This window comes from Anaerobacillus sp. ABD4_527, from assembly GCF_056160805.1.
This window is the reverse complement of record NZ_JBSWXZ010000006.1, coordinates 41,499-62,487: the sequence shown is the minus strand read 5'-3', so window position 1 is coordinate 62,487 and position 20,989 is coordinate 41,499. Positions and strand designations below refer to the sequence as shown.

Sequence of the window (20,989 nt, the reverse complement as noted above, 5' to 3'; positions counted from 1 at the left end):
GATAGAAAAGTTCAATCTAGCTTTAAAACAATGTTGTTTCCGTAGAAACAATTTCTTGCATGGCGTTTCGTTCAGTTTTCAAAGATCGATTGTCATTCTATTAAACTTCCATTTTGTCTATCTCGTTTGTTTTAGCGAGTGACAACTTCTACTTTAACAGTAGTGTCGGAATGTGTCAACACTTTTTTATAAGTAATAAAAAAGGTTGATGTCGCTTTTCGAAGTGACAAGATATATCTTATCATCCCCCTGCAAGGTTCGTCAATAACTTATTTCAAAAAAATATCTCCCTCTTATAGGGAGGTGGTTCTGCCTGTGAATGGGTGCTCTACCTTTTCTATCAAGAAGCAGTTTCATCACAGCTTTCTTCTATATTAGTAATGGCATTGTGATCTTATAGCCTGATAAACTTTTAAACTTGAAAATACAAATGATGATGAAGAGAACACTTATCGTTAAATACAGCTCCACAAGATGGACAGCTTGAGTCAGATGTAAGGTATTGGTGAATTGTAAGCTCGGTCTTACAACTGCCGCATAGCACTGCTAGTTCGTTCCATTTGTTCAGCGGCCATAACTGTATATCATGAAATACGCTTTCTTCATGGCATTTAAAACATGGGAAATACGAATCGCAGCAATAAAACTTAATCGCCACGATGTCTTTCTCACTATGATAATGTTCGCATCTTGTTTCATTGTCTATGGGCTTTCCTTTTATCTCCGTTTCTTTCAAAGTAACCCACTACTCCTTTTCTATAATCGCTATTCCAAAAGAATATTTCGTTCCTTCTCGTGGTGGCTCGAAAATGACACCACGCTGGTAATAATAGTCTACTTTCTTATATGAAGAGAGTAGTTCCCTGAATTCATCCTCTGTCAGCTGATGGATATGGAAAGGTTCGTTCGTCGGCTTTCCTCTTCCTCTTCCAAAAGGTGTAGAAACGATTAATGTTCCACCGGTCTTCAACATCTTCATTAGATTTTTTAAAAACTGCCGGTCATCTTCTACGTGTTCTAATGTTTCGAAGCTTACGATTGAATCAAACTGACCTAGCTTAGAAGGTAGGTTGGGGTCTAGCGCATCTGCACACTTGTACGTCACGAGCGGATGGTGATAACGACCTCTAGCGTATGTTACTGCTTCGATGCTTCGATCAGCCCCAACTAACTCAGTAATAATAGACTTATTTTTCTTTGCCAGATACTGACTTCCATAACCACTCCCGGATGCAATATCCAACGTCCTTCCTTTCACAAATTCGCTTGCAAAATAATACCTTGCTAGATGTTCGAGTAGCATCCCGTTAGTCGGCTTCATGGTATCAGGAATAATTCGTTCCCCTGTATTCTCTAACAACATGACACCCCCTTCTTAGTTTGATCTTGAGTGAAACTCTTTGTTTATTTTTTCCACAAAGGGGTACGGTATAAAGTGGATTATACCCCGTACGCGCGTCGTGAAATATAGCTACATGCTTTACACTTCCAAGGATAGCCCTCAACTAGTACTTAAAATCGAAAGTTAGCTCATTTTCACTAGACTATATCATCCTTTACTTGAAAGCAAACGCTCATCTTCATTTATCATTTTACATTTATGAAGGGTTATTTTCATAACTTGTGGAACTTACCAATTAAGGAAAACAAAATCATTAAGATAAATGGGGGATTTGAAATGGAAAAAGAAAGCGGCCTAGATACAAACAACCTCAAGCTTATCTTTCGCCATCTATCAGATCTTATTTTTCTTATCCGCGTTGTCGATTTACAACACTTTGAGATTGAAGCGATTAATGAGGGGTACCTAGCAAACTACCAAACGACGAAAGAAGATATCTCAGGAAAACGAATCGAAGAATTTTTAGGTATGGACCAGGGCATTAAAGCGATTCGGCGTTTTCAAGAAGTCATCATTCGAAAAGAAACGCTGCACTTCGAAGAAGCTTATACCTTTCCGGAGCAAGGATACCGTATGTTCGATATCACGCTCGTTCCGATCATTGAAGGAAATACGGTCCCGAACCTTATTGGAACAGCAAAAGATATTACAGAAAGGCGACTAAATGAAGAGCAGCTTGCTCAATCCGAGAAACTATCCGTTGTTGGTCAGTTAGCCGCTGGAATTGCACACGAGCTGAAGAACCCCCTCACATCATTGAAGGGTTTTTTGAAATTAATCGAATTCCAGAACAAGAATCAAGATGTTGAGCGTTATATTAAAGTAATGGACACTGAGTTTAATCGGATCGAACAAATCATAGAGGAATTCTTAATGTTAGCGAAGCCTAACAAGGTCAATTTCAGCTACTATCATATTGACCACATTATCGAAGAAGTGATTGAACTATTAAATGCACAGGCAAACATGGACTCGATCATCTTAACGACAGAGTATCCTGATAGACTTCCACCTGTTTATTGTGAGAATAACCAGCTGAAGCAAGTGTTTATCAATATTATAAAAAATGCGATCGAAGCGAGTCACGATGGTGAAAGGGTGGTCATTAGCGTCGCCACTTTTGATGATCATATCGAAGTATGTGTTAAAGATTTTGGCGGAGGGATCCCAGAAGAGGATATCAAGAAAATAGGTTCACCATTTTACACAACAAAGAAACAAGGAACTGGCCTAGGTCTTGCAATTTGTAAACGAATCATTGAGAAACATAATGGAAGATTATTGATAGACAGTGCAACCGGTCAAGGAACGAGACTAACTGTCTGTTTACCCATTCACCATACTTAAAACACCACCTTGCCGGCATCGACATAGGTGGTGTTTCTCTAATACATTCGCTTCTAGTGTGAACGTGAAGAACTTTCAATAGAAGAAAGGTCTTCCTGAGCAGCAAACCAACCTCGAATTTCGTTTACTACTTCCTCTGGCTTTTGCCAGTGAAGAACATGCCCCGCATCTTTAATGGCGGTTATTCTACATTCACTTTTGATCGCGCTTCTCATGGAATCTACAGCATCCACTCTAACCGCTTCTCCTTCTTCTGGTAACGTTCCTCTTAACAAGTAAACCGGAACAGAAATTTTATCGAATACTTTACTAGAAGGTTCATTATAGAGCGCTTTCATAATGGCTCTTGCTGTATGCTCAGTTGTTCTCATCCGAACACCATCAGTATCAGACGTCATGTCTGCATGAACCATTTTTTGTAACGCTTCTGACCATCTTCCAACTTCCGCTTTCTTATTATCTTCGTATTCTTCAACCGAGCGAAAATGAGAACCATTAATCCAATCAGACATGCGTTGTAAGTGCTCATCGAGATCTGCAGACGGTTCATCTGATGGAGAAAGATATCCACCATCTAGCATGACGAGTCCTTTCACATCCTCTTGATACAACCTTGCATAATGAACAGCGATCGCAGCCCCCCATGAATGTCCAAGCAAATAAAACGGTTTATTGGACACTTTTTCAATGACTGCCTTCAGCCATTCTGTAAAAGGCGTGGATAGATAGGAGTCTTCTTCCATGAAAGCATCTGTTTTACCATGACCAGGTAAGTCAAAGGATATCATATGAAATTGATCCTTCAGCTCTTCTGCCAACTCGATAAATCCTAAAGCATTGTTTGTTAATCCATGTAGACAAATGATTGGAGGGTTTTCTGGATTCCCCCACTTAAAACCATGAATCGATTGGCCGTCCACGTTTATCTCGAATTCTTTCATATATACCTTCCTTTCGTAATTCCCTTGCTTACCATAATTCGACTGGAAGGGAATCATCCCCTCTACGTAGAAAACAAATTAAGAAGAATGCACTACTCGATAGTCACACTTTTGGGGGACAATTATGAGGATACGTAAAGCTTTAGTTGAAGATTCGACAGATATTGCAAGGGTTCACGTAAACAGTTGGCGTACGACCTATCAGGGAATAGTACCTCGCTTATTTCTTGATTCACTCGATATGAAAGTGCGAGAAGCGCGCTGGAAGAAAGGGTTAGAAGACGGGAAGAGCATCTTTGTAGCAATCAATGACAAGGACGAAATCGTCGGCTTTGCGAATGGGGGTAAGAATAGGAGCGAAGATCTGCCTTATGATGGTGAACTATACGCAATCTATTTATTAGAAAGCGCACACCGTAAAGGGGCTGGTAAAAAACTCCTATGTCATGTCGCGAAGGAACTAAGAGACGAAGGGCATCAATCGATGCTTGTTTGGGTACTTAATGGCAACCCAGCTAACCAGTTTTACCTTCATTTTGGTCCAAGCTATGTGATGGAGAAAGACATTACCATTGGAGGAGAAGAGCTTCTTGAAACCGCCTATGGCTGGAATAATATAGACGATATTTTGTCCGTGTGTTCGTAACTGTAAAAAGGTCGCAAAGTATGCGACCTTTTCTAACAAAGCTAAAATAAATCTAGTTTTTCAATGCGACTGACCGCTTCTCTCAATCTGTCTTCCGAGGTCAACAAACCAGCTCTAACATACCCTTCACCGTATGTTCCAAACCCATTTCCTGGCGCTACAACTACTTTTGCCTCTTCTAATAGGTAGTCAGCAAACGTCTCGGAAGTAAACGATTCAGGAACTTTTAACCAGGTAAAGAAAGAACCAGCTGGCGCCTTTACATTCCAACCTATTTCTCTTAGCCCTTCGATCAACACACTTCTTCGACTTTCATACATGTGATTCAAATCTTCCACACATTTCTGTGAACCTAACAAGGCTTCTGCAGCTGCCTCTTGAATGCCGCTAAACAAACTAACATAGAGATGATCCTGTAATAAGTTTATGCTTTCGATAACGGATGGATTTCCGATCGCAAAACCTACTCGCCACCCTGCCATATTGTACGTTTTAGACATCGTGTAGATTTCGATCCCAACGTCTTTTGCACCGTCTACTTCAAGGAAACTCGTTGGTTTCTTTCCATCGAAGCCAATTGCTCCATAAGCAAAATCATGAACGACACAAATATCATGCTCTTTTGCACGATTAATCGTATCCTCAAAAAAAGCTTCTGTTGCTTGTGCAGCAGTTGGGTTATTAGGATAGTTTAGAAACATCAGTTTTGCTTTACGAAAATCTTCTTCTGAAATCGCTTCATAATCTGGCAAAAAATCATTTTCCTCTAATAGAGGCATGGGATGCATCTCTGCCTCAGCCATCGCGACTCCTGACCAGTAATCCGGATAACCTGGATCAGGCATCAATGCTTTGTCTCCTTTATTCAATAAGCATTGACTTACTTCTACTAAGCCTGCTTTCCCACCAAACAAAACAGCTACTTCCTGTTCAGGATCAATCGTCACATCAAATTCCCTTTTATAAAATTCAGCAACAGCTTGCTTTAGAAAAGGTTGTCCTCTGAACGGTGGGTATTTATGATATTCAGGTTTTTCAGCAGACGACTGCAAGGTTTGAATAATGTGCTGTGGCGTTGGTTGGTCAGGATTACCTTGTCCTAAATTAATGATATCGTGTCCTTCTTCTTTGTACCGATTCACTTTAGCGGCTAGTTTTGCAAAGAATTGTTCTGGTAATCTCTTTAATGCGTCCGATTGCTCAAACTGTTTCAAACAACTCACATCCCATTTATAATTTTCTATAAATTCTAGTAATTTATGTTATCTTGAATAATCTCTTCTGTAAAGTCATGTCGCAGGATTCCCTATAGGGTTGGTTCATAAGACACAAAAAAAACAGAGGCAAACTTCGCCTCTTTACCAATTAGGAGGATAGTACCCTAAAGGCTTACTCGTCCCTCCGAAAAATGCATGCTCGTGTTCAGTATGGGAAAAAGTTTCCCCATCAAATTCATGATAATGTCCCCCACCAGGTAACGGTATAGGAGGTCCAGTTTTAATACTAAAACGATGCTGATGATGGTTTTGCATCGTCACCCCTTCTAATCTATGAACGTGCTCATCACGATCATTACCACTCGCAGGGAAACTAAAGCCAACGACATGATGATCGTGATCCTCTTTCTCAGTCGTTTTCGTCTTAAAATGATGGGTATGTGCAAAAGGAAGCTGCATTCCTTTATTCATCATTCGACCACCTTTTTATCATTATTCGTTTTGTCTGAAAGGAAACAACCCTCTTGAGTAGAAGAAGAAGTTAAGTACAGCTATCATATGAAAAGGATGAGGTGACTTATGCGTTCAACCTTAATGGTGTACGGGCATCGCGGCTCAGCGGGTACTCACCCCGAGAATACACTCGTCTCTTTTAAAGCTGCAGAGAAAGCCGGCGTTCACGGGATTGAGCTTGACGTGCAATTAACGAAGGATGGCATTCCGGTCGTGATTCACGACGAGAAGGTAGATCGAACAACAAATGGTGTAGGATGGGTGAAAGATTTTCAATACGAGGAATTATGTAAGCTTGATGCTGGTGGGACTTACTCAAAGCGTTTTCAAGGTGAACCCATTCCAAGTCTAGATGACGTATTAGCTTGGATTAAGCTTACCTCTTTACGGTTAAACATTGAATTAAAGACTGGTTATCTTCCATATCCAGGAATTGAGGAAAAAGTCATCACTCTTTTACAACACCATCAGTTAACCGAGCGAACCGTAATTTCATCGTTCAATCACTATAGCATTCAGCGTATAAATCAACAGGAGGATAGCATTGAAACAGCGATTCTCCTCTCAGATAAACTTGTTCACCCATGGGAGTATATGAAAAAGACGGGAGCAAAAAGCATTCATATCGAATACTATGCCTTGGATGAATACCTAATGGAACATACAACAAAGCTTCAGATTCCTGTAAGAGTTTATACAATCAATTCAGTTGATCGAATGAGTAAAATTGAATCGATGGGTTGTGAAGCCATGTTCACTGATTATCCAGCCGTTGCAATTCATCGTAACGATTAGGGCTAATTCACTAAAAATGTGCGATAGCCTACTTCCGCTTCACCCAGTCACGACATAGGTTATTACTGAAAGAAAGAAAACAACGAAGGGGTCGTTTTATATGGGTGGATATGGATACAATCAGGGATTTGCTCTAATTGTCGTGCTGTTTATTTTGCTAATCATCATCGGAGCTTCTTGGCTATACTAAAAAAACAAGCCGGCTAAACGCTGGCTTGTTTTTTACTGTTATTTTACGTTTGGGTTCGCCGTGACATTTCCAGGTGTGCGTGATTCACTTCCGGGAACGGTTGTTTGTTCATCAGTATCTGTTACTTCTTGACCTGCTTCTTTTACTTTCGAACCTATTTCTTGTAATCCCTCGCCAGCTTCTTTCGCAGATGAAATCACTTCACTAGAATCCTCTTTCACTTGGTTTACTTGATCCACAACCTCATCGTTCACTTTCTCATAAAGCGTTTGAGCGTCATTAACAGCTTCCTTCAACACTTCTGATGCTGACTGGATACGGTCCATCCAATCATTCTTAAATTCAGATGGGTTTTCCTTTACGTTCGTGTACAACCCTTTAGAAGAATCGACCGCATTACTCGTTGCTCTCTTCACCTTTTGGCGTGTAGTGGAATCTAGCATCGCAACCGCTCCTCCAACGATCGCTCCTACTACGATACCTTTCATTAGTTTACTATTCTTTTCTTCATTTACAGTGGTCGTTTGCATGGGTTCTTCCTCCTGTATAAATAGATTGTTATCTACTAACTCTAATTTCTCTCTTTCCCTTTCCTTCAAAAGCTAAACTAAATTGTGGAAGACAAAAATCACTTCGCTTTCCTAAAATCCTCTGTTATAATAGACTGCGTTGTATGAGAGCAGTTCGAAACCTTCCTGCTATAACAAAACTAAGGAGGAATTTCTTATGAATAGTATGGATAAAGCTTGGCTACCTTCTTCTGGTCCTATGCCCAGACCAGAAAGCGTAGAACAAGCTCGTGAAGTAATAAAGAACGAATCGTTTGATGCGCCTAATGTACAAGAGATTACATTCAATGCACTCGAATTTACAGCTGTTTGTCCAAAAACTGGACAACCTGACTTTGGTAGAGTAGAAATCTCTTACGTACCGGATAAAAAGTGTATCGAATCGAAGTCGTTAAAATTTTATCTTTGGTCGTATCGAGATGAAGGAAGCTTCTGTGAAACATTAGCTGCTCGCATCGCTGACGACGTGGTTTACGCGATCGATCCTCTAAAAGTTACGATCACAGTTTACCAATCAGCTCGCGGTGGTATCGAATTGAAAACTACTGCAGTAAGAGAGAAGGCTGAAGCTTAATATGAAGCCTCAACAAATCGACCGCAGTCTTGTCCTGTTCAATGTGCTATTTGCAACATCAATCGTAATTGCGAATGTACTAGCAGGGAAAGTCGTCATGGTAGGAAGTTTCGTTATTCCTGCTGCAGTCGTAATGTATGCATTCTCTTTCCTTTTCACTGACATTATTCACGAACGATTTGGTCAAGAAGAAGCGAAGCGGACCATCCGCTATGGATTCGCTGCCCAAATCTTTGCCAGTATTATGATTTTCATCGGCATGTTGCTGCCTGTCGCACCGTTTGCTTCAGACACACAAGCTGCCTATGAAATCTTACTCGGACAAAATTATCGGTTCGTACTCGCTAGTCTGGCTGCTTATCTTGTATCTCAGCACGTTGATGTATATATCTTCTCTGAAATTAAGAAACGGACTGCGAACCGACACAAGTGGATTCGAAACAACGCAAGTACAGCTGCTTCTCAGCTGATCGATACAACGATTTTTATAACGATTGCTTTTGTAGGTACTGTACCAAATATTTGGGTCATGATACTATCACAATTCGCTATAAAGATGGCTCTTGCACTTCTTGATACTCCGATCTTTTATGCGTTAACGAAGATTGATTCAAGAAGAGAAGAAAGGTTTCATTCAGAAAAGCCTCTAGATGTTTAAACATCTAGAGGCTTTTTTTATAGTGCTTTTTGGTTTGCTAAGGTCATCGTAGTGGTTTGGAGTTCACCGTTACGATAGAAAGTGACTTTCATTTCATCTCCAACTTCTTTGTTAGAATACAGATACTTTCGTAGTTCTGCAGAGCTTGTAATGTCTTGATCATCAAGTTTCACGACGACGTCTCGCTCTTGTAAACCAGCTTCAGATGCAGGAGATGATTGAGATATGCCCATCAGTACAACTCCGCCTTTTACATCTTCAGGAAGGTTAAGTGTACCCGTCCAATGTTGCTTCGGAACTTCAGCTAATGACGCCGGCGTCACTCCCATTACGGGTCTCTTAACTTCACCAGTCTTTTCAAGCTGTTCAATAATCGGTTCAGCGACATTGATAGGAATCGCAAACCCTATTCCTTCTACTTGCGTTTGAGCGATTTTCGATGAGTTGATACCGATAAGCTGTCCTTGAATATTGATCAGTGCCCCACCACTATTACCTGGATTGATCGAGGCATCCGTCTGTATGACGTCTGCTGAATAATCTGGCTGACCATTGTTATCAAGGTCAACTGGAATCGAACGGTTTGTATTACTGATGATTCCCTGAGTTACAGACCCTTCCAGAAAACCGAGCGGATTACCTAATGCGATCGCAGGTTCTCCCGTCTTCAAGTTTTCAGACGAACCAAACTCTGCAACGGTATCTACTTTGCTGCCATCTATTTCAAGCACGGCAAGATCTAGTAGAGGGTCAGCTCCCAATAGTTTCGCATCAAGCTTTTCTTCATTATTTAACGTCACTTCAAGCGAGGATGCACCTTCGATTACATGGTTATTTGTTACAACGAATGCACTACCGCCTTCTTTTTTATAAATGACCCCTGACCCTGAACCAGCGGCTTGTCCTTCCTGACCATCCCCGCTATCAAGAGAAAAGCCATCCTCATACTTTGTAATACTAACGACAGAACCTTGTGTTTTTTCTACCGCTTTCGTAATATCCATTGAAACATCATACGAAACGGTGGAAGTAGCGGACTGTTCTTCAGTGTTTTGCACAGAAGGTTGGCTCATTGTTGGAACGTCAGAATTAGTAAACAGTGGTGCTGCCACAAGCATTACAGAAGCCCCTATTACCGCACCGAACGTGCTAGGCAAAAACCAGCTCATGCCTCCCTTAGTCTTCCTATCATTTCTTGTTTGATTATGATCATCATAGTATCCCATTACTATGTCACCCTTTCTCCCCTTTGAACTGTTTATATACACATTGTAACGACTAGTCATACTTCTGTAGGGAATATGAGAGCTTTTTCATATTCTTTGATATTTGTCGTATTTTTGTATATATTTCCCGGGAGATTATGGGTGAAAACGTCGAAACTAGTAGGCCCTATCCCCTTACTGTCTATTCAACAAGGATCGGGACCAGGTGAATAGTAGCAATCCGACTCCAATAACAAGCTGTAAAAGGATGACGAAACCATCCCAGAAAACCATTGATTGGATTGGGTGAGACAGGTGTTCTAGACTTGTCTTTACGACGTAATATAGCTGTGGAATAACATAGAAAGCCAACACCAACATGGATAGCCCTACCCCGCAAAAATATATGAGCCCATAAAAACGAAATGTAAACTGTTCCCGTTTTGACAAGTCAGCATTAATTTTCTGATTAAGAAAACTTCTGCTTCTCTCCATTAAGTTGTAGCAACCAGTAGAATTTTCTAGTACATAATAAAAGTCCGTTTTCATATAAACACAGCATTGGTATACAAACTTAATAAAAAGATCCAACATTATGAGAGAAGCAACAGCTTGTAAAAGAGGATTTTGCGAAAACAATTGAATCACTATCGCAACGAAAACCAAAACAGTATCAAAACAGATTCCAGAGAGGTAAAGCAAATTTCGTTCTTGTTTATTTAATCGCCAAGCATGCGTCATATCTGTTTCTATCACAACTAGGAAAAGCCTGTGATTTATGGAAAGACCTGTCGAAAGTCCCTTCGATCGCACTGCCAATACGTGTCCCATTTCATGAATAACGATTAAAGTGAGCGAGACGAACAAGTAAGTTAATGTTGAAACTGCTAAACTATCAGTAACAAATAAATCATCAAAATGAGGAAATAATTCTGGGTGTATAAGTAATAGTGTGACATTCGTGAGGAAAAGAAGTAAATACATCTTATGAATAATAGGATTAAAGAAAATTCTTGCAACTTCTGGAGAAATAAGATTTAGTAAAGACTGCTTTCTTGAACTACTCATTTCACTTTTCTCATTACCTGAAATGAAGTCCAACTGAGTTAACTGCTGTACAAATTCATAAACATTGATGTCGTCTTGAGGAAACTTCTCCAACAAGACCCTCTCAACTTCATCTAATGTCTTACCTTGATCGAGTAATTTTAATGCTGCTACTGCAGATTCATTCATCTCATAATACTCTGCAGATTTTACGTTTTCGACAATATACTCGTTTTGATTACTATGTATTTGAAACTCGTTTAACTGTAATGACGATTCATTATCCATACAGAACTCCTTTCAAAAAAAGAGGGTGCTAAAAACGCACCCTTCCTTACCAACCTGGCGGTAACCAGTTACACCACCAGCAAGTCGTTTTCACCTTATTGAGTTTGCGAATTTTCATATTTGTTTTCACCTCCTTTAATCCTAGGTTTTTCTAATGACGTAGCATGTTTCTGCTGATAAGCAGACCATTCAGGAAATACCCTTTTAAATAACTCCACCATTTCAGGATCAAATTGAGTACCCTTACCTTCAATTATTTGATTGTAAGCTTCATCAGGTGACATCGCTGGACGGTAAGATCGTGAAGAAGTCATCGCATCGAAGGCATCTGCAACCGCCGTTATGCGTGCTAAGATCGGAGTTTCTTCTCCTTTTAAACCTTCCGGATACCCTTTTCCATCCCATCTTTCATGATGGTATCTTACAACGTCTAGACAACTTTCAAGTCCTTTTATACCAGAAAGTGCTTCTGCCCCAACTGTAGGATGACTTTTTATAATTTGGTACTCCTCGTTATTTAATCGCGTCGGCTTCATTAGAATGCTATCTGGAATATTCACTTTTCCTACGTCATGAAGCAAACATGAATAGTTATAGGTGATGAGCTGTTCTGTTGTAAAACGACCCATTTTTTTAGCTAGAATAGTTGAGTAAGCAGCTACTCGTTGACTATGCCCACGAGTATAAGGATCTTTCAGCTCTAGCGTAGCTACTACACCCTTTACTATTCCTTCTAGTTGATCATCAAAAGTCGTTTGTATAGCTTGTACATATGACATAAAACGTCTTAGTAGAATGTAAGCAATTAAAACGACGACAACTAGTATAAGAATGGGAAGGAAGATGGTTTGATCATTTAGTATTAGTCCTATCAGTAGATACTTAATAAGTGTCCCAACTGAAACAAACCAAAAATACGTCTTGTTAACAAAAATAGGACTAAGCAAAACGATTAATAGTTCAGCTATATTCCCGCTCCTATATGGATAGTCATTTCCATAATAAATAATGACATCATTTACTAAGTTAATGATCGTAAAACCTACGAAAATCATATATTTAATGCGATATGCAAGTTCACCTTTTAAATAATAGATAATGAAAGGAATAAATGATAATTCGATGATGAAATACCATATCCCTAAACCTTCATGTAATGTGTCTGGTGTATCAACATTAACAAGTCGACTCAAGATAACACTATTAAATAAATCATATGATAGTGAAACTATATAAAAGAGCCAAACGAACAGTATGACCGCACGTTTTTCCTCTGATAATAATGTTGAGTTTACAAATTTCCTCATAATCGCTACCCCATTTTTCAGTTTGTCGAAGGTAAATATATATGGAACGTTGTCCCTACGTTGGGTAAGCTTTCTACCTCAATTCTTCCATTGTGTTCCTCGATAATTCGATAGCTTACCATCAATCCCAAGCCTGTACCATTTTCTTTTGTAGAAAAAAACGGTTCATGTAGTTTTTCTATATACTCATGCGGGATTCCATTGCCTTCATCACTGAAAGATAGTTTGATTTCACTCTCACTATAGTTATCGGCAGTAATGTTGATTATTCCACCATGAGACATCGCATCTATAGAATTTCTAATAATATTGATAAAGACTTGCTTTAACCTGTTATCATCACAACGTACAGTGGATAGAGCATTCGTTACTTCCACATTGAATGTTACACCACTAGCTGCTGCTTGATTCATTGTAAGTTTTACAACATAATCGATAATTTTTTCGACCTTCATTTCTTTAAATGACAATGCACTCGGCTTTCCAAGGAATAGTAGATCGTTAACAATTAAATTGATCCTTTCCAGTTCATCCATCATGATAGAAGAATGCTCTGCATCAATATCTTTTTGGTACTGCTGCAATTGCAAAAAACCTTTAATAGATGTTAAAGGATTTCTAATTTCATGCGCGATACTAGTTGCAACCTGTCCCATAAAGGCTAATTTCTCATGGTGAGCTAATTTTTCATAAGCGCTTTCAATCGAACTCACGAAAGAAAGGGATCGGTTTAAATAAATATATGTAATGATTGATATTAACCCTAGTAATGTAATCGGGTAAATAATCTCTAAAGCCAACACGATGCTACCAACAATTAAATATTTTAAAATTAACCCGATAGTAACCCACCAGAAATATGTTCTATTTAAAAAAATCGGAGTGAAAAACACAAAGAAAATCTCCATTACTCCACCACTAGAGTATGGGATGTCGTAAATTGAATAAATTATAATTTCAGTCATAAGCGTTACACTTATATAAGCAATGAAAAATACATACTTAACGGTGTAACTTTTACTAATCTTAATTAAATAAAAGCCTACTATTATTAAAACGACTTCCGTTAGAATATAAATCCACTCATCGATATCGACACTAGGAGTGCCTGGATTAGTAGGAAGATTTGGTTCGATAGCAAATTTATACACGCCAGTAACAAGGGTTACCAATGTAAATAAATATATAAATAGTTTAGTAGCCTTCCTATCTTGTTCTGCTACGATTTCTCTTAACGATGCTGCTTTCATAACTACTCCTAACACTGCATTTAAGGCAGTACTAATGTATCTCAAACACTCTTGATTATAGCATATTATTCGACAATAATTACCAAATTCCTATTTAATTTTCATATTGTATTTGTAAATTTTCAGTCCTGAAATGTACTGTGCTGTGGGATGGACAAGAAACAAAAAACCCCACTAGAATGTGGGGTTTAACTTCAAATGTATTTATTCTTCTTAATGAATTTCTCTTCGGTTATTTTATCTTCCGCAATATTTTGTTGAACCTTTAGTCTTGATAAGCCTAAGCGTTTCATCACTGAATCGATATTCTCAGATTCAGGATGTTCTTCTTTAGATTTATCAGAAAAGACCCAGCTTACAAGAGCGTTCGCCATTTCAACAGCATAGCCTTTATTGCGATAGTCTGGTATTAAATGATATCCAACTTCTAGATTTCCTGATGCGTCGCCAGTATTCTTGAAACCCATCGTTCCTATCACTTTTTCATCAGACGTATGAATAAGGATTCCTTCCCACTTGCAATTAACCTTGGATAGATCAGAATCATCCAAGTGAAATGGTAGAAAGTCTTCAAACTGAACGTTTTCAAATTCTCGAGGAACTTCAACGTGTAATAATTTCTCTAGTTCTTTCTTATTCGCCATTGCTTTAATAAGATCAAAGGAAAATGGAATAATGGTCAGACGATCGGTCTGAAGGTAAGGCATTTTATTTCAAAAGTCCTCCTTGTGAGTTATTTTCAATGAAAGTGAAAATGACTTTTATCACTATACCTTACAGGTTTACTTACTGTAAACCATACCCTTACTAATCCTTAATAAACGAAATTTTCTCTATTTATGTTGTCCTTTCTCTTATAGCTTATGCAGGACAAACAAAAAAGCTGCCACAAAAGTGCGGCAGCCTAATCAGATTCCTTAGAGTCTTTCAACGTATCATCCTCTTCGATATTAGCCAGGTCGTTGTTTAAGATTTCTTTGTACTTTTCGGCAACTGGAATCGAAATAATTTCATCTTGCTCTAGTTCTGTAATCCGTGCGTGCTGTGCATATAAAGAATGCTTCTTCAGCGTGATAAGCTGACTCTTCTTGAGGTGAGGATGTTCTTCTAAAAGACGATCAAGGTTATCGTGAATCTCGTCAATTTCTTTTTCATAGGTCGAAAGCATTTCTCCATAGACGGGCTCTGGAATAAAGAGCTGTGATTTTATCTTTTGAATTTCAGCAATTCCCGCTTCATGCCTATGTAGGTTTGCAACGATATCTTCGTATTCTTTTGAGCCACTGTGCTTGGCTCGCAAACCAAAATAATTGATTAACGGCTTGATCGTAATTCCCTGAACGACTAGAGAGAACAACACGATACTAAAGGTAAGAATCAAGATGGTTTCTCTTCCATCAAAATCACCTGGCAAACTTAAGACTAGAGCGATGGATAACGATCCTTTTAACCCGCCCCAGTTAAGAACGTGTCGCCAAGATGCCGGTAGTCCTTTTACAAACATCGTACTTCCATAAACTGCGATGCTTCTACCGACTAATACGATTAAGAGCGCGAGGCCGATGGTTCCCCATTTATCTGCAAATTCAATTCGCGTAATTTCAAGTCCGACCATTAAAAAAACGATTGAATTGGCAAGCAGTGCTGCAACATCCCAAAAGTTATTAATATTTAACCTTGTCGTTGGGCTCATTCCAACTTTTGAACCAAAGTTTCCAAAAGTGAGGGCTGCTATAACCACGGCAATAACACCTGAGACGTGAATACTCTCTGCTGCAATATAAGCACCATAGAATAGGATCACGCTAAAAATAATTTCGAGGGGATAGTCGTCAAAGTACTTTGTGAGGATTGAAACTGCATATCCAAAGCCTCCACCAATCAATAGACCACCAGCTACAACTTTCACAAACTCTATCACACCACTAGTCAGTCCACCCCAGCCCATATCCATATAAGCTAGAAGAGAAAATGCAGAGATTTTGAACAACACAACTGCAAGTCCGTCGTTAAATAAACTTTCGCCTTCAATCGTTGTAGAGAGTTTATGGTTAACACCCATACTTTTAAAAATGGAAAGCACGCTTACCGGATCTGTCGCGCTCATTAATGCCGCAAATACAAATGCAACAGGAATGGGTAGATCCAGAAGATAGTGCGTTGAAAACCCGATAACGAGGAAGGAAAGAAATGTCCCTCCAAAGGCAAGGGCAAGAATAGGCTTCTTGTTTTCGTTCAAATGAGAGAACGGAAGCTTTAATGCAGCCTCACCTAGCAATGCAGGTAAAAAGATCGTTAGAATAACAAAATTAAAAATATCCCCTTCCGTAATGAACATCTTTAACGGTTCAAGTACAGGAATATTCAATAAGCCAATTAACGTTCCGATTATAACCAGGGCGATAGGATAAGGCTGTTTTAGTTTTTTTGCAACTGCTGTTATTCCAGCTGCCATAATCACGAGAATCAGGCCAAGTTCAAAAATATGATGCAAGTCTAAATGTTCCATATCCTTCCTCCGCTTCTTTATTATGTTTCTATTATAACCAAATTGTATGTATATTGGAAAATCACGGATATTCACTTGCGTGTTAGTATGCCCGTTTTTATCACTTTCACACAAAAAAAAGAGCCCTCAGTGAGAGCTCTTCTTAATCATGATATTTTAGTATACCCCAACTTGGTCCCATGCACTCGCTACAGCGTTATAGGTAGATCCTGTACCGTAAAGATCAGATGTTGCTTGTAATAATGAAGAACGAGCGTCACTGAAATCAGTGTTTGGAGTCATATAAAGACTCAATGCACGATAGTAGATCTTCTCAGCTTTTGTTTTCCCGATGCTCTGGATCGTTAGGTATGCTGCTTTGTTCGGAATCCCACTATTCGTATGAACGCCTCCGTGATCAGAAGAAGTATAGTAGTAGTCATCCATGTGAGATGGTTGGCCATATGCCTCTGGATTAGACATACTTCTTAGCGCATCTCCAGGTGTACCAGGTGTATAAACATCCTCACCCATCAGAAAATCTTCTGGTTCAACGAAATAACCGAACACGTCAGACATCGATTCGTTCAATGCACCTGGTTGATCCTGATACACTAGACCAGCCGTTCTTTCAGTCACAGCGTGAGTAATTTCGTGCGCTACGATATCGAGTCCGCCTGAAAGTGGATCAAACGTTTGGCCATCGCCATCACCATATACCATCTGAGAACCGTTCCAGAATGCGTTATTGTAGTTCGAGCCGTAATGAACCGTGGAACGGATTGTTGCGCCATTGTTATCATAGCTGTTTCGGTTATGAGTATTCTCAAAATAATCATAAACTACACCAGCGTTATAATGCGCACTAACATCTGCACCTTGAGAGTTTGCTGTGAAAGCATTATTACTATCTACAGAATAGCTACCCGGGAGTGATGTGCCATAATTCGCTGTTCTCGTTTCAATCACACCGCTCATAGGCTTTGTTACATCGTATAGATAGTACGTCCCGTTAGCATAGTACGTATTTAAAGATTTATATTTTCCAAGGACATCATAACCATATCCACTTGTAGCGCCTTCAGTTACAGCGTTATAAGCATCTACAACTGAGCCATCTCGAGCATCAACGAAGATTTGCCAGTTTGCTGGATAAGGATCGATAAACTGAAGTTGCACTTTATAAGTAAGGTAGTACTTATCGTCCTTCTCAACAACAACTTTCTCGCTCTTCTCTATTTGATCTGAAACTTTGGATTTTCTAACAAAACTAGGGTTTTCACTTACAACATTACTAGGCTTCACATCGATGTGATCCCAAGCCTTTGCAATCGCTTGTTTATCAGAAAGCTTTGCCTTACTACTGCCTTTAAAGTTTTTATCAGCATTAGGATGTAAATCGCCGTTAATCGCTACAATATTATCGTTTTTATCCGTATGTACGATAAATTTCGCTCCGTCAATTTCTTCTCCCTTAACAGTTTGGACATATTCATAATGCGTCATGCCCAACTCATCTGTAGATTCGTTAACCAACTTTAAATTCTTTTGATTAACATTGAATAACCCTTCATTAGATTTTAAAAACGCTTTGACTGCTTTTTCGTTCCCTACTTTGTCTTTTGATAGTTTACCAGATAGAAATGAAGGTACGTTCCTTTCCTTTTCCCACGTTTGTTTTACATTCTCCATTTTTTGAAGTGCATTTTTCTGATCCGGGCTAAGATCCTTATCAGAAGCTGCTGAAGCGGTTGGAAGCGCTGATCCAAAAGCAAGTCCAGTGGCGAGTGCTACTACCATTCCTTTTTTCATACTGCTTTCCTCCAATTCAAAATGTTTAGAATTTTTATTACATTAGTAGAATATCACAGATATTTTTGTGTTTGTATTGGGAAATATATAGAAAAACACAGGAATATTACCGATGTTTCCATCCACATTTCCCAATAACATTCAATAACACTTGGTGATATAATAAATCTACAACTCTCCTATACTGGAAAATTCTAACTATTAAAGGACAAAAAAGAGACGAGCTTATTGCTCGTCCCAAATTTTCAGGAACATTTCCTCTATATACTAGGTAACTCTGTTTCACTTGTTTGTAATAAATAGGTTTCTACATCCTTACCTGGAAGCGGTCTACTATAATAAAATCCTTGAACATCGAAGCACTCTAACCGTTTCAACACGTCAATCTGTTCTTTTGTTTCTACGCCCTCTGCAATAATTTCTAAGTTTAAATGTCTCGCTAAAGAGATGATCGTTGTGACGATACCTAAACTACTAGAATTATCAATCAATCCTTTGATAAAAGATTGATCGATCTTCACCCTGTTAATAGGTAATCTCGTTATGTAGTGCAAAGAGCTATAGCCTGTACCGAAGTCATCCATACTTACGCCAACGCCTAGCTTCCTTAGCTTCTGTAGCTTTTGAATCGTGGTGTGCTCATTAAACATCGCCATGCTTTCTGTGATTTCAATTTCAAGCGATTCTGGTGAAATGCCTGCGTCTTCTAGGTTTTTCATGATTGTACAGACGACGTCCTCCTGATAGAAATGACGCTGAGATATGTTTACTGACATGGTATACCTTTCGCAGTATTGCGTTTGCCAAACTTTTAACTGTTCACAAGCTTTTTTTATAACGATTTTTTCAATAGGAACGATCAAACCCGTTTCTTCCGCTGCCTGGATGAATTCATTCGGAGCAATCAACCCGATCTTAGGATGAAGCCATCTAACGAGCGCTTCGAAGCCAATGACGCTGCCTGTCACCGTATTCACTTTCGGTTGATAGTAGACGATTAACTGATCTTGTTCAATAGCCTTTCGAAGATCGTTCTCTAACATGATTTTATGAAGCGTTTGATCACTCATCTCTTCTTGATAAAACGCATAGTTGTTCATATCCTGTTCCTTAACATGATACATCGCCATATCAGCGTATTTGAGCAACTCTGCCCCTTTCTTTCCGTGAGTCGGATAAAGAGCGATTCCGATGCTAGCAGTCAACAAGCATTCTTGATTCTCTATCATCAGAGGAGATTGAAATGCATGTAAGATAGAAGCTGCGACTCGTTCTACATCTTCCTTCTTACTGTAACGTGGAAGAATGATGGTGAATTCATCTCCACCTAATCTTGCTACAAATAAACTTTCATCTAATACGTCTTCCAATCGTTTTCCGATGGACTGGATAACTAGATCCCCGAAATCGTGACCGAACAAATCGTTGATTCGCTTAAATCGATCAAAATCGAGCAACATGATTGCAAATGCCGAGGGAACTTTCTGATTTAGGAGAGACGTGAGCTTTTCGTTGAAGTAACGCCTATTCGGTAACCCCGTTAATTCATCATGGTATGCAAGGAAATGTATGGTTTTTTCAGCACGCTTTTTCTCAGTAATGTCCTTTGCGATGCCGTACACACCTACTATTTCCCCTCCAACATTAATTGGTACTGTCGAGATATGTAACTCTTTAATCTTATTTCGCTTCGACTTTATTTTAATATCGAATTGATGGACTTCCCCTTGCAGTGAACGGCCGAACATCCCCTTAGCAAGATGAACCTCATCTCTGACTACGACTTCATGAAAGAACTTTGTTTTTAACTCTGGAATCGAATACCCTGTGTACTCAGCAGCTACATAGTTTACACTCGCAAATTTCCCATTCTTATCGATTGAAAACACAGCATCTGGATTGTGATGAAAAAGCGTTTTAAACTGCTGTTCGTTTTGTACTAGCCGATCGGTTTGTTCTATTTGTCTAGCGATTCCGTATCGATCTGGAACATATACTAAAATTCCTAAACAGATGTAATTAAATGCAACCGCTATCAGATAAGGTCCAAAGGAATTCTCTTCTTTAAGGTATAAACTTTGATCGACCATCCCAAAAAACAACAGGTATGGTAAACAAGAAAATACGATACTTGCTGCGAAACTCCCTGCAAATAACCAAATGCGATAATACCGCTGATTACCATTTAGGTTCAACAATAATAAGAAACGTACGATACATAACGAAAAAGCAAATGAAATGATAATAAATAAGATGATATGGATCGACTGAATGGACAGCGATTCCGCAAAGAAGACAAGGTTGCCAAGTATCAATGTGGTTAGGATCGCACTAGTAATCATCATAGATCCAATCAAATGATACTTTGGAGTCATCTTTTTGTTAATGAACAGTTTGATAATAAGATAGGAAAACAATGAGCTCAACAAGATCGATAAAATAGCATGATACAAATAAACATGTACAGAACCCGGGATTGAAATGGATAAGTTGAATAGAAGGTTAATCATATACTGTGATAACCCGAGTAGAATGGACGCGATCACAACGGTTTTTCTAGTTTTTCGTATCGGCTTCTTATTGTAATTCAGAAATAGAAAAACACCGCCATAAATGATCAAGAATGAAATCATAAAACCTGCTATGTATAATGCGTATTCGATCGTATATAGTTCGATTATTGAAAACATGAGGACCCCCGACAGTCTGCTGGCAACTAGGCAGCATTTTCTTTTCTGGT

The 20,989-nt window shown here is 39.0% G+C and carries 20 protein-coding genes; 6 read left to right on the top strand and 14 right to left on the bottom strand.

What is annotated here, in order from left to right; translation table 11 throughout:
- Positions 1-412: 412 nt before the first annotated feature.
- Together ACXAHI_RS19500 and ACXAHI_RS19495 are read right to left on the bottom strand one after the other, a co-directional pair.
- Entirely contained in the window at positions 413-736 is a 324-nt protein-coding gene (locus ACXAHI_RS19500) for a CHY zinc finger protein (RefSeq protein ID WP_474850705.1), read from the bottom strand.
- Positions 737-745: 9 nt separating this feature from the next.
- A complete protein-coding gene (locus ACXAHI_RS19495) occupies positions 746-1,363 on the bottom strand; it encodes a class I SAM-dependent methyltransferase (RefSeq protein WP_474850703.1) in 618 nt (205 codons plus the stop codon).
- A gap of 315 nt (positions 1,364-1,678) precedes the next feature.
- Here ACXAHI_RS19495 and ACXAHI_RS19490 point away from each other — a divergent pair, with 315 nt between their 5' ends.
- Entirely contained in the window at positions 1,679-2,749 is a 1,071-nt protein-coding gene (locus ACXAHI_RS19490) for an ATP-binding protein (protein ID WP_474850701.1), read from the top strand.
- A gap of 53 nt (positions 2,750-2,802) precedes the next feature.
- On the opposite strand, the gene ACXAHI_RS19485 is transcribed toward ACXAHI_RS19490, so the two are convergent.
- On the bottom strand, positions 2,803-3,690 hold the full coding sequence (locus ACXAHI_RS19485; protein ID WP_474850699.1) for an alpha/beta fold hydrolase: 888 nt from the start codon (positions 3,688-3,690) through the stop codon (positions 2,803-2,805).
- 124 nt (positions 3,691-3,814) lie between these two features.
- On the opposite strand from ACXAHI_RS19485, the gene ACXAHI_RS19480 reads away from it, so the two are divergent.
- Positions 3,815-4,336: an N-acetyltransferase family protein gene (locus ACXAHI_RS19480; protein WP_474850697.1), complete on the top strand. Its 522-nt coding sequence runs from the start codon at positions 3,815-3,817 to the stop codon at positions 4,334-4,336.
- Positions 4,337-4,377: 41 nt separating this feature from the next.
- Here ACXAHI_RS19480 and ACXAHI_RS19475 read toward each other — a convergent pair whose 3' ends face one another.
- Together ACXAHI_RS19475 and ACXAHI_RS19470 are read right to left on the bottom strand one after the other, a co-directional pair.
- Complete coding sequence (locus ACXAHI_RS19475) at positions 4,378-5,550, bottom strand: aminotransferase class I/II-fold pyridoxal phosphate-dependent enzyme (RefSeq protein ID WP_474850695.1); 1,173 nt, start codon at positions 5,548-5,550, stop codon at positions 4,378-4,380.
- 144 nt (positions 5,551-5,694) lie between these two features.
- On the bottom strand, positions 5,695-6,024 hold the full coding sequence (locus ACXAHI_RS19470; protein ID WP_474850693.1) for a YmaF family protein: 330 nt from the start codon (positions 6,022-6,024) through the stop codon (positions 5,695-5,697).
- 108 nt (positions 6,025-6,132) lie between these two features.
- Between ACXAHI_RS19470 and ACXAHI_RS19465 the strand changes: the two genes are divergently transcribed.
- Positions 6,133-6,861: a glycerophosphodiester phosphodiesterase gene (locus ACXAHI_RS19465; protein ID WP_474850691.1), complete on the top strand. Its 729-nt coding sequence runs from the start codon at positions 6,133-6,135 to the stop codon at positions 6,859-6,861.
- 100 nt (positions 6,862-6,961) lie between these two features.
- Positions 6,962-7,051 carry a YjcZ family sporulation protein gene (locus tag ACXAHI_RS19460; protein ID WP_224884444.1) on the top strand — a complete coding sequence of 30 codons (90 nt, stop codon included), beginning with the start codon at positions 6,962-6,964 and terminating at the stop codon, positions 7,049-7,051.
- A 38-nt stretch (positions 7,052-7,089) separates the two neighbouring features.
- Here the strand turns inward: ACXAHI_RS19460 and ACXAHI_RS19455 are convergent, their stop codons facing one another.
- The gene (locus ACXAHI_RS19455) at positions 7,090-7,581 is read right to left on the bottom strand and encodes a YtxH domain-containing protein (RefSeq protein ID WP_270182593.1); all 492 of its coding nucleotides are present in this window, start codon (positions 7,579-7,581) and stop codon (positions 7,090-7,092) included.
- Between the two features lie 196 nt (positions 7,582-7,777).
- Here ACXAHI_RS19455 and queF point away from each other — a divergent pair, with 196 nt between their 5' ends.
- Both queF and ACXAHI_RS19445 read left to right on the top strand, forming a co-directional pair.
- Positions 7,778-8,194 (top strand): preQ(1) synthase, encoded by a 417-nt coding sequence (gene queF, locus ACXAHI_RS19450; protein WP_474850689.1) that lies wholly within the window; start codon positions 7,778-7,780, stop codon positions 8,192-8,194.
- Between the two features lies 1 nt (position 8,195).
- Positions 8,196-8,852, top strand: coding sequence for a queuosine precursor transporter (locus ACXAHI_RS19445; RefSeq protein ID WP_474850687.1), 657 nt, complete (start codon positions 8,196-8,198; stop codon positions 8,850-8,852).
- Between the two features lie 17 nt (positions 8,853-8,869).
- Here ACXAHI_RS19445 and ACXAHI_RS19440 read toward each other — a convergent pair whose 3' ends face one another.
- From ACXAHI_RS19440 to ACXAHI_RS19405, 8 genes are all read right to left on the bottom strand, one after another.
- On the bottom strand, positions 8,870-10,078 hold the full coding sequence (locus ACXAHI_RS19440) for a S1C family serine protease (protein WP_474850684.1): 1,209 nt from the start codon (positions 10,076-10,078) through the stop codon (positions 8,870-8,872).
- Between the two features lie 174 nt (positions 10,079-10,252).
- The gene (locus ACXAHI_RS19435; RefSeq protein WP_474850682.1) at positions 10,253-11,392 is read right to left on the bottom strand and encodes a PqqD family protein; all 1,140 of its coding nucleotides are present in this window, start codon (positions 11,390-11,392) and stop codon (positions 10,253-10,255) included.
- A 95-nt stretch (positions 11,393-11,487) separates the two neighbouring features.
- A complete protein-coding gene (locus tag ACXAHI_RS19430) occupies positions 11,488-12,699 on the bottom strand; it encodes an HD-GYP domain-containing protein (RefSeq protein WP_474850680.1) in 1,212 nt (403 codons plus the stop codon).
- 17 nt (positions 12,700-12,716) lie between these two features.
- Positions 12,717-13,949 (bottom strand): ATP-binding protein, encoded by a 1,233-nt coding sequence (locus ACXAHI_RS19425; protein WP_474850678.1) that lies wholly within the window; start codon positions 13,947-13,949, stop codon positions 12,717-12,719.
- Between the two features lie 194 nt (positions 13,950-14,143).
- Entirely contained in the window at positions 14,144-14,656 is a 513-nt protein-coding gene (locus ACXAHI_RS19420; protein WP_474850676.1) for a GNAT family N-acetyltransferase, read from the bottom strand.
- Between the two features lie 197 nt (positions 14,657-14,853).
- Positions 14,854-16,458 (bottom strand): cation:proton antiporter, encoded by a 1,605-nt coding sequence (locus ACXAHI_RS19415; RefSeq protein WP_474850674.1) that lies wholly within the window; start codon positions 16,456-16,458, stop codon positions 14,854-14,856.
- A 156-nt stretch (positions 16,459-16,614) separates the two neighbouring features.
- A complete protein-coding gene (locus tag ACXAHI_RS19410) occupies positions 16,615-18,249 on the bottom strand; it encodes a M4 family metallopeptidase (RefSeq protein WP_474850672.1) in 1,635 nt (544 codons plus the stop codon).
- A 260-nt stretch (positions 18,250-18,509) separates the two neighbouring features.
- Positions 18,510-20,939, bottom strand: coding sequence for a putative bifunctional diguanylate cyclase/phosphodiesterase (locus ACXAHI_RS19405; protein ID WP_474850670.1), 2,430 nt, complete (start codon positions 20,937-20,939; stop codon positions 18,510-18,512).
- Between the last annotated feature and the right edge of the window lie 50 nt (positions 20,940-20,989).

What these genes read in the sequence shown, in the direction of transcription:
- ACXAHI_RS19495 (WP_474850703.1), bottom strand. Translation starts at nt 1,363, where the DNA reads ATGTTGTTAGAGAATACAGGGGAACGAATTATTCCTGATACCATGAAG.
- ACXAHI_RS19490 (WP_474850701.1), top strand. Translation starts at nt 1,679, where the DNA reads ATGGAAAAAGAAAGCGGCCTAGATACAAACAACCTCAAGCTTATCTTT.
- ACXAHI_RS19485 (WP_474850699.1), bottom strand. Translation starts at nt 3,690, where the DNA reads ATGAAAGAATTCGAGATAAACGTGGACGGCCAATCGATTCATGGTTTT.
- ACXAHI_RS19480 (WP_474850697.1), top strand. Translation starts at nt 3,815, where the DNA reads ATGAGGATACGTAAAGCTTTAGTTGAAGATTCGACAGATATTGCAAGG.
- ACXAHI_RS19470 (WP_474850693.1), bottom strand. Translation starts at nt 6,024, where the DNA reads ATGAATAAAGGAATGCAGCTTCCTTTTGCACATACCCATCATTTTAAG.
- ACXAHI_RS19465 (WP_474850691.1), top strand. Translation starts at nt 6,133, where the DNA reads ATGCGTTCAACCTTAATGGTGTACGGGCATCGCGGCTCAGCGGGTACT.
- ACXAHI_RS19460 (WP_224884444.1), top strand. Translation starts at nt 6,962, where the DNA reads ATGGGTGGATATGGATACAATCAGGGATTTGCTCTAATTGTCGTGCTG.
- ACXAHI_RS19455 (WP_270182593.1), bottom strand. Translation starts at nt 7,581, where the DNA reads ATGCAAACGACCACTGTAAATGAAGAAAAGAATAGTAAACTAATGAAA.
- queF (WP_474850689.1), top strand. Translation starts at nt 7,778, where the DNA reads ATGAATAGTATGGATAAAGCTTGGCTACCTTCTTCTGGTCCTATGCCC.
- ACXAHI_RS19445 (WP_474850687.1), top strand. Translation starts at nt 8,196, where the DNA reads ATGAAGCCTCAACAAATCGACCGCAGTCTTGTCCTGTTCAATGTGCTA.
- ACXAHI_RS19440 (WP_474850684.1), bottom strand. Translation starts at nt 10,078, where the DNA reads ATGGGATACTATGATGATCATAATCAAACAAGAAATGATAGGAAGACT.
- ACXAHI_RS19435 (WP_474850682.1), bottom strand. Translation starts at nt 11,392, where the DNA reads ATGGATAATGAATCGTCATTACAGTTAAACGAGTTTCAAATACATAGT.
- ACXAHI_RS19430 (WP_474850680.1), bottom strand. Translation starts at nt 12,699, where the DNA reads ATGAGGAAATTTGTAAACTCAACATTATTATCAGAGGAAAAACGTGCG.
- ACXAHI_RS19425 (WP_474850678.1), bottom strand. Translation starts at nt 13,949, where the DNA reads ATGAAAGCAGCATCGTTAAGAGAAATCGTAGCAGAACAAGATAGGAAG.
- ACXAHI_RS19420 (WP_474850676.1), bottom strand. Translation starts at nt 14,656, where the DNA reads ATGCCTTACCTTCAGACCGATCGTCTGACCATTATTCCATTTTCCTTT.
- ACXAHI_RS19415 (WP_474850674.1), bottom strand. Translation starts at nt 16,458, where the DNA reads ATGGAACATTTAGACTTGCATCATATTTTTGAACTTGGCCTGATTCTC.
- ACXAHI_RS19410 (WP_474850672.1), bottom strand. Translation starts at nt 18,249, where the DNA reads ATGAAAAAAGGAATGGTAGTAGCACTCGCCACTGGACTTGCTTTTGGA.
- ACXAHI_RS19405 (WP_474850670.1), bottom strand. Translation starts at nt 20,939, where the DNA reads ATGTTTTCAATAATCGAACTATATACGATCGAATACGCATTATACATA.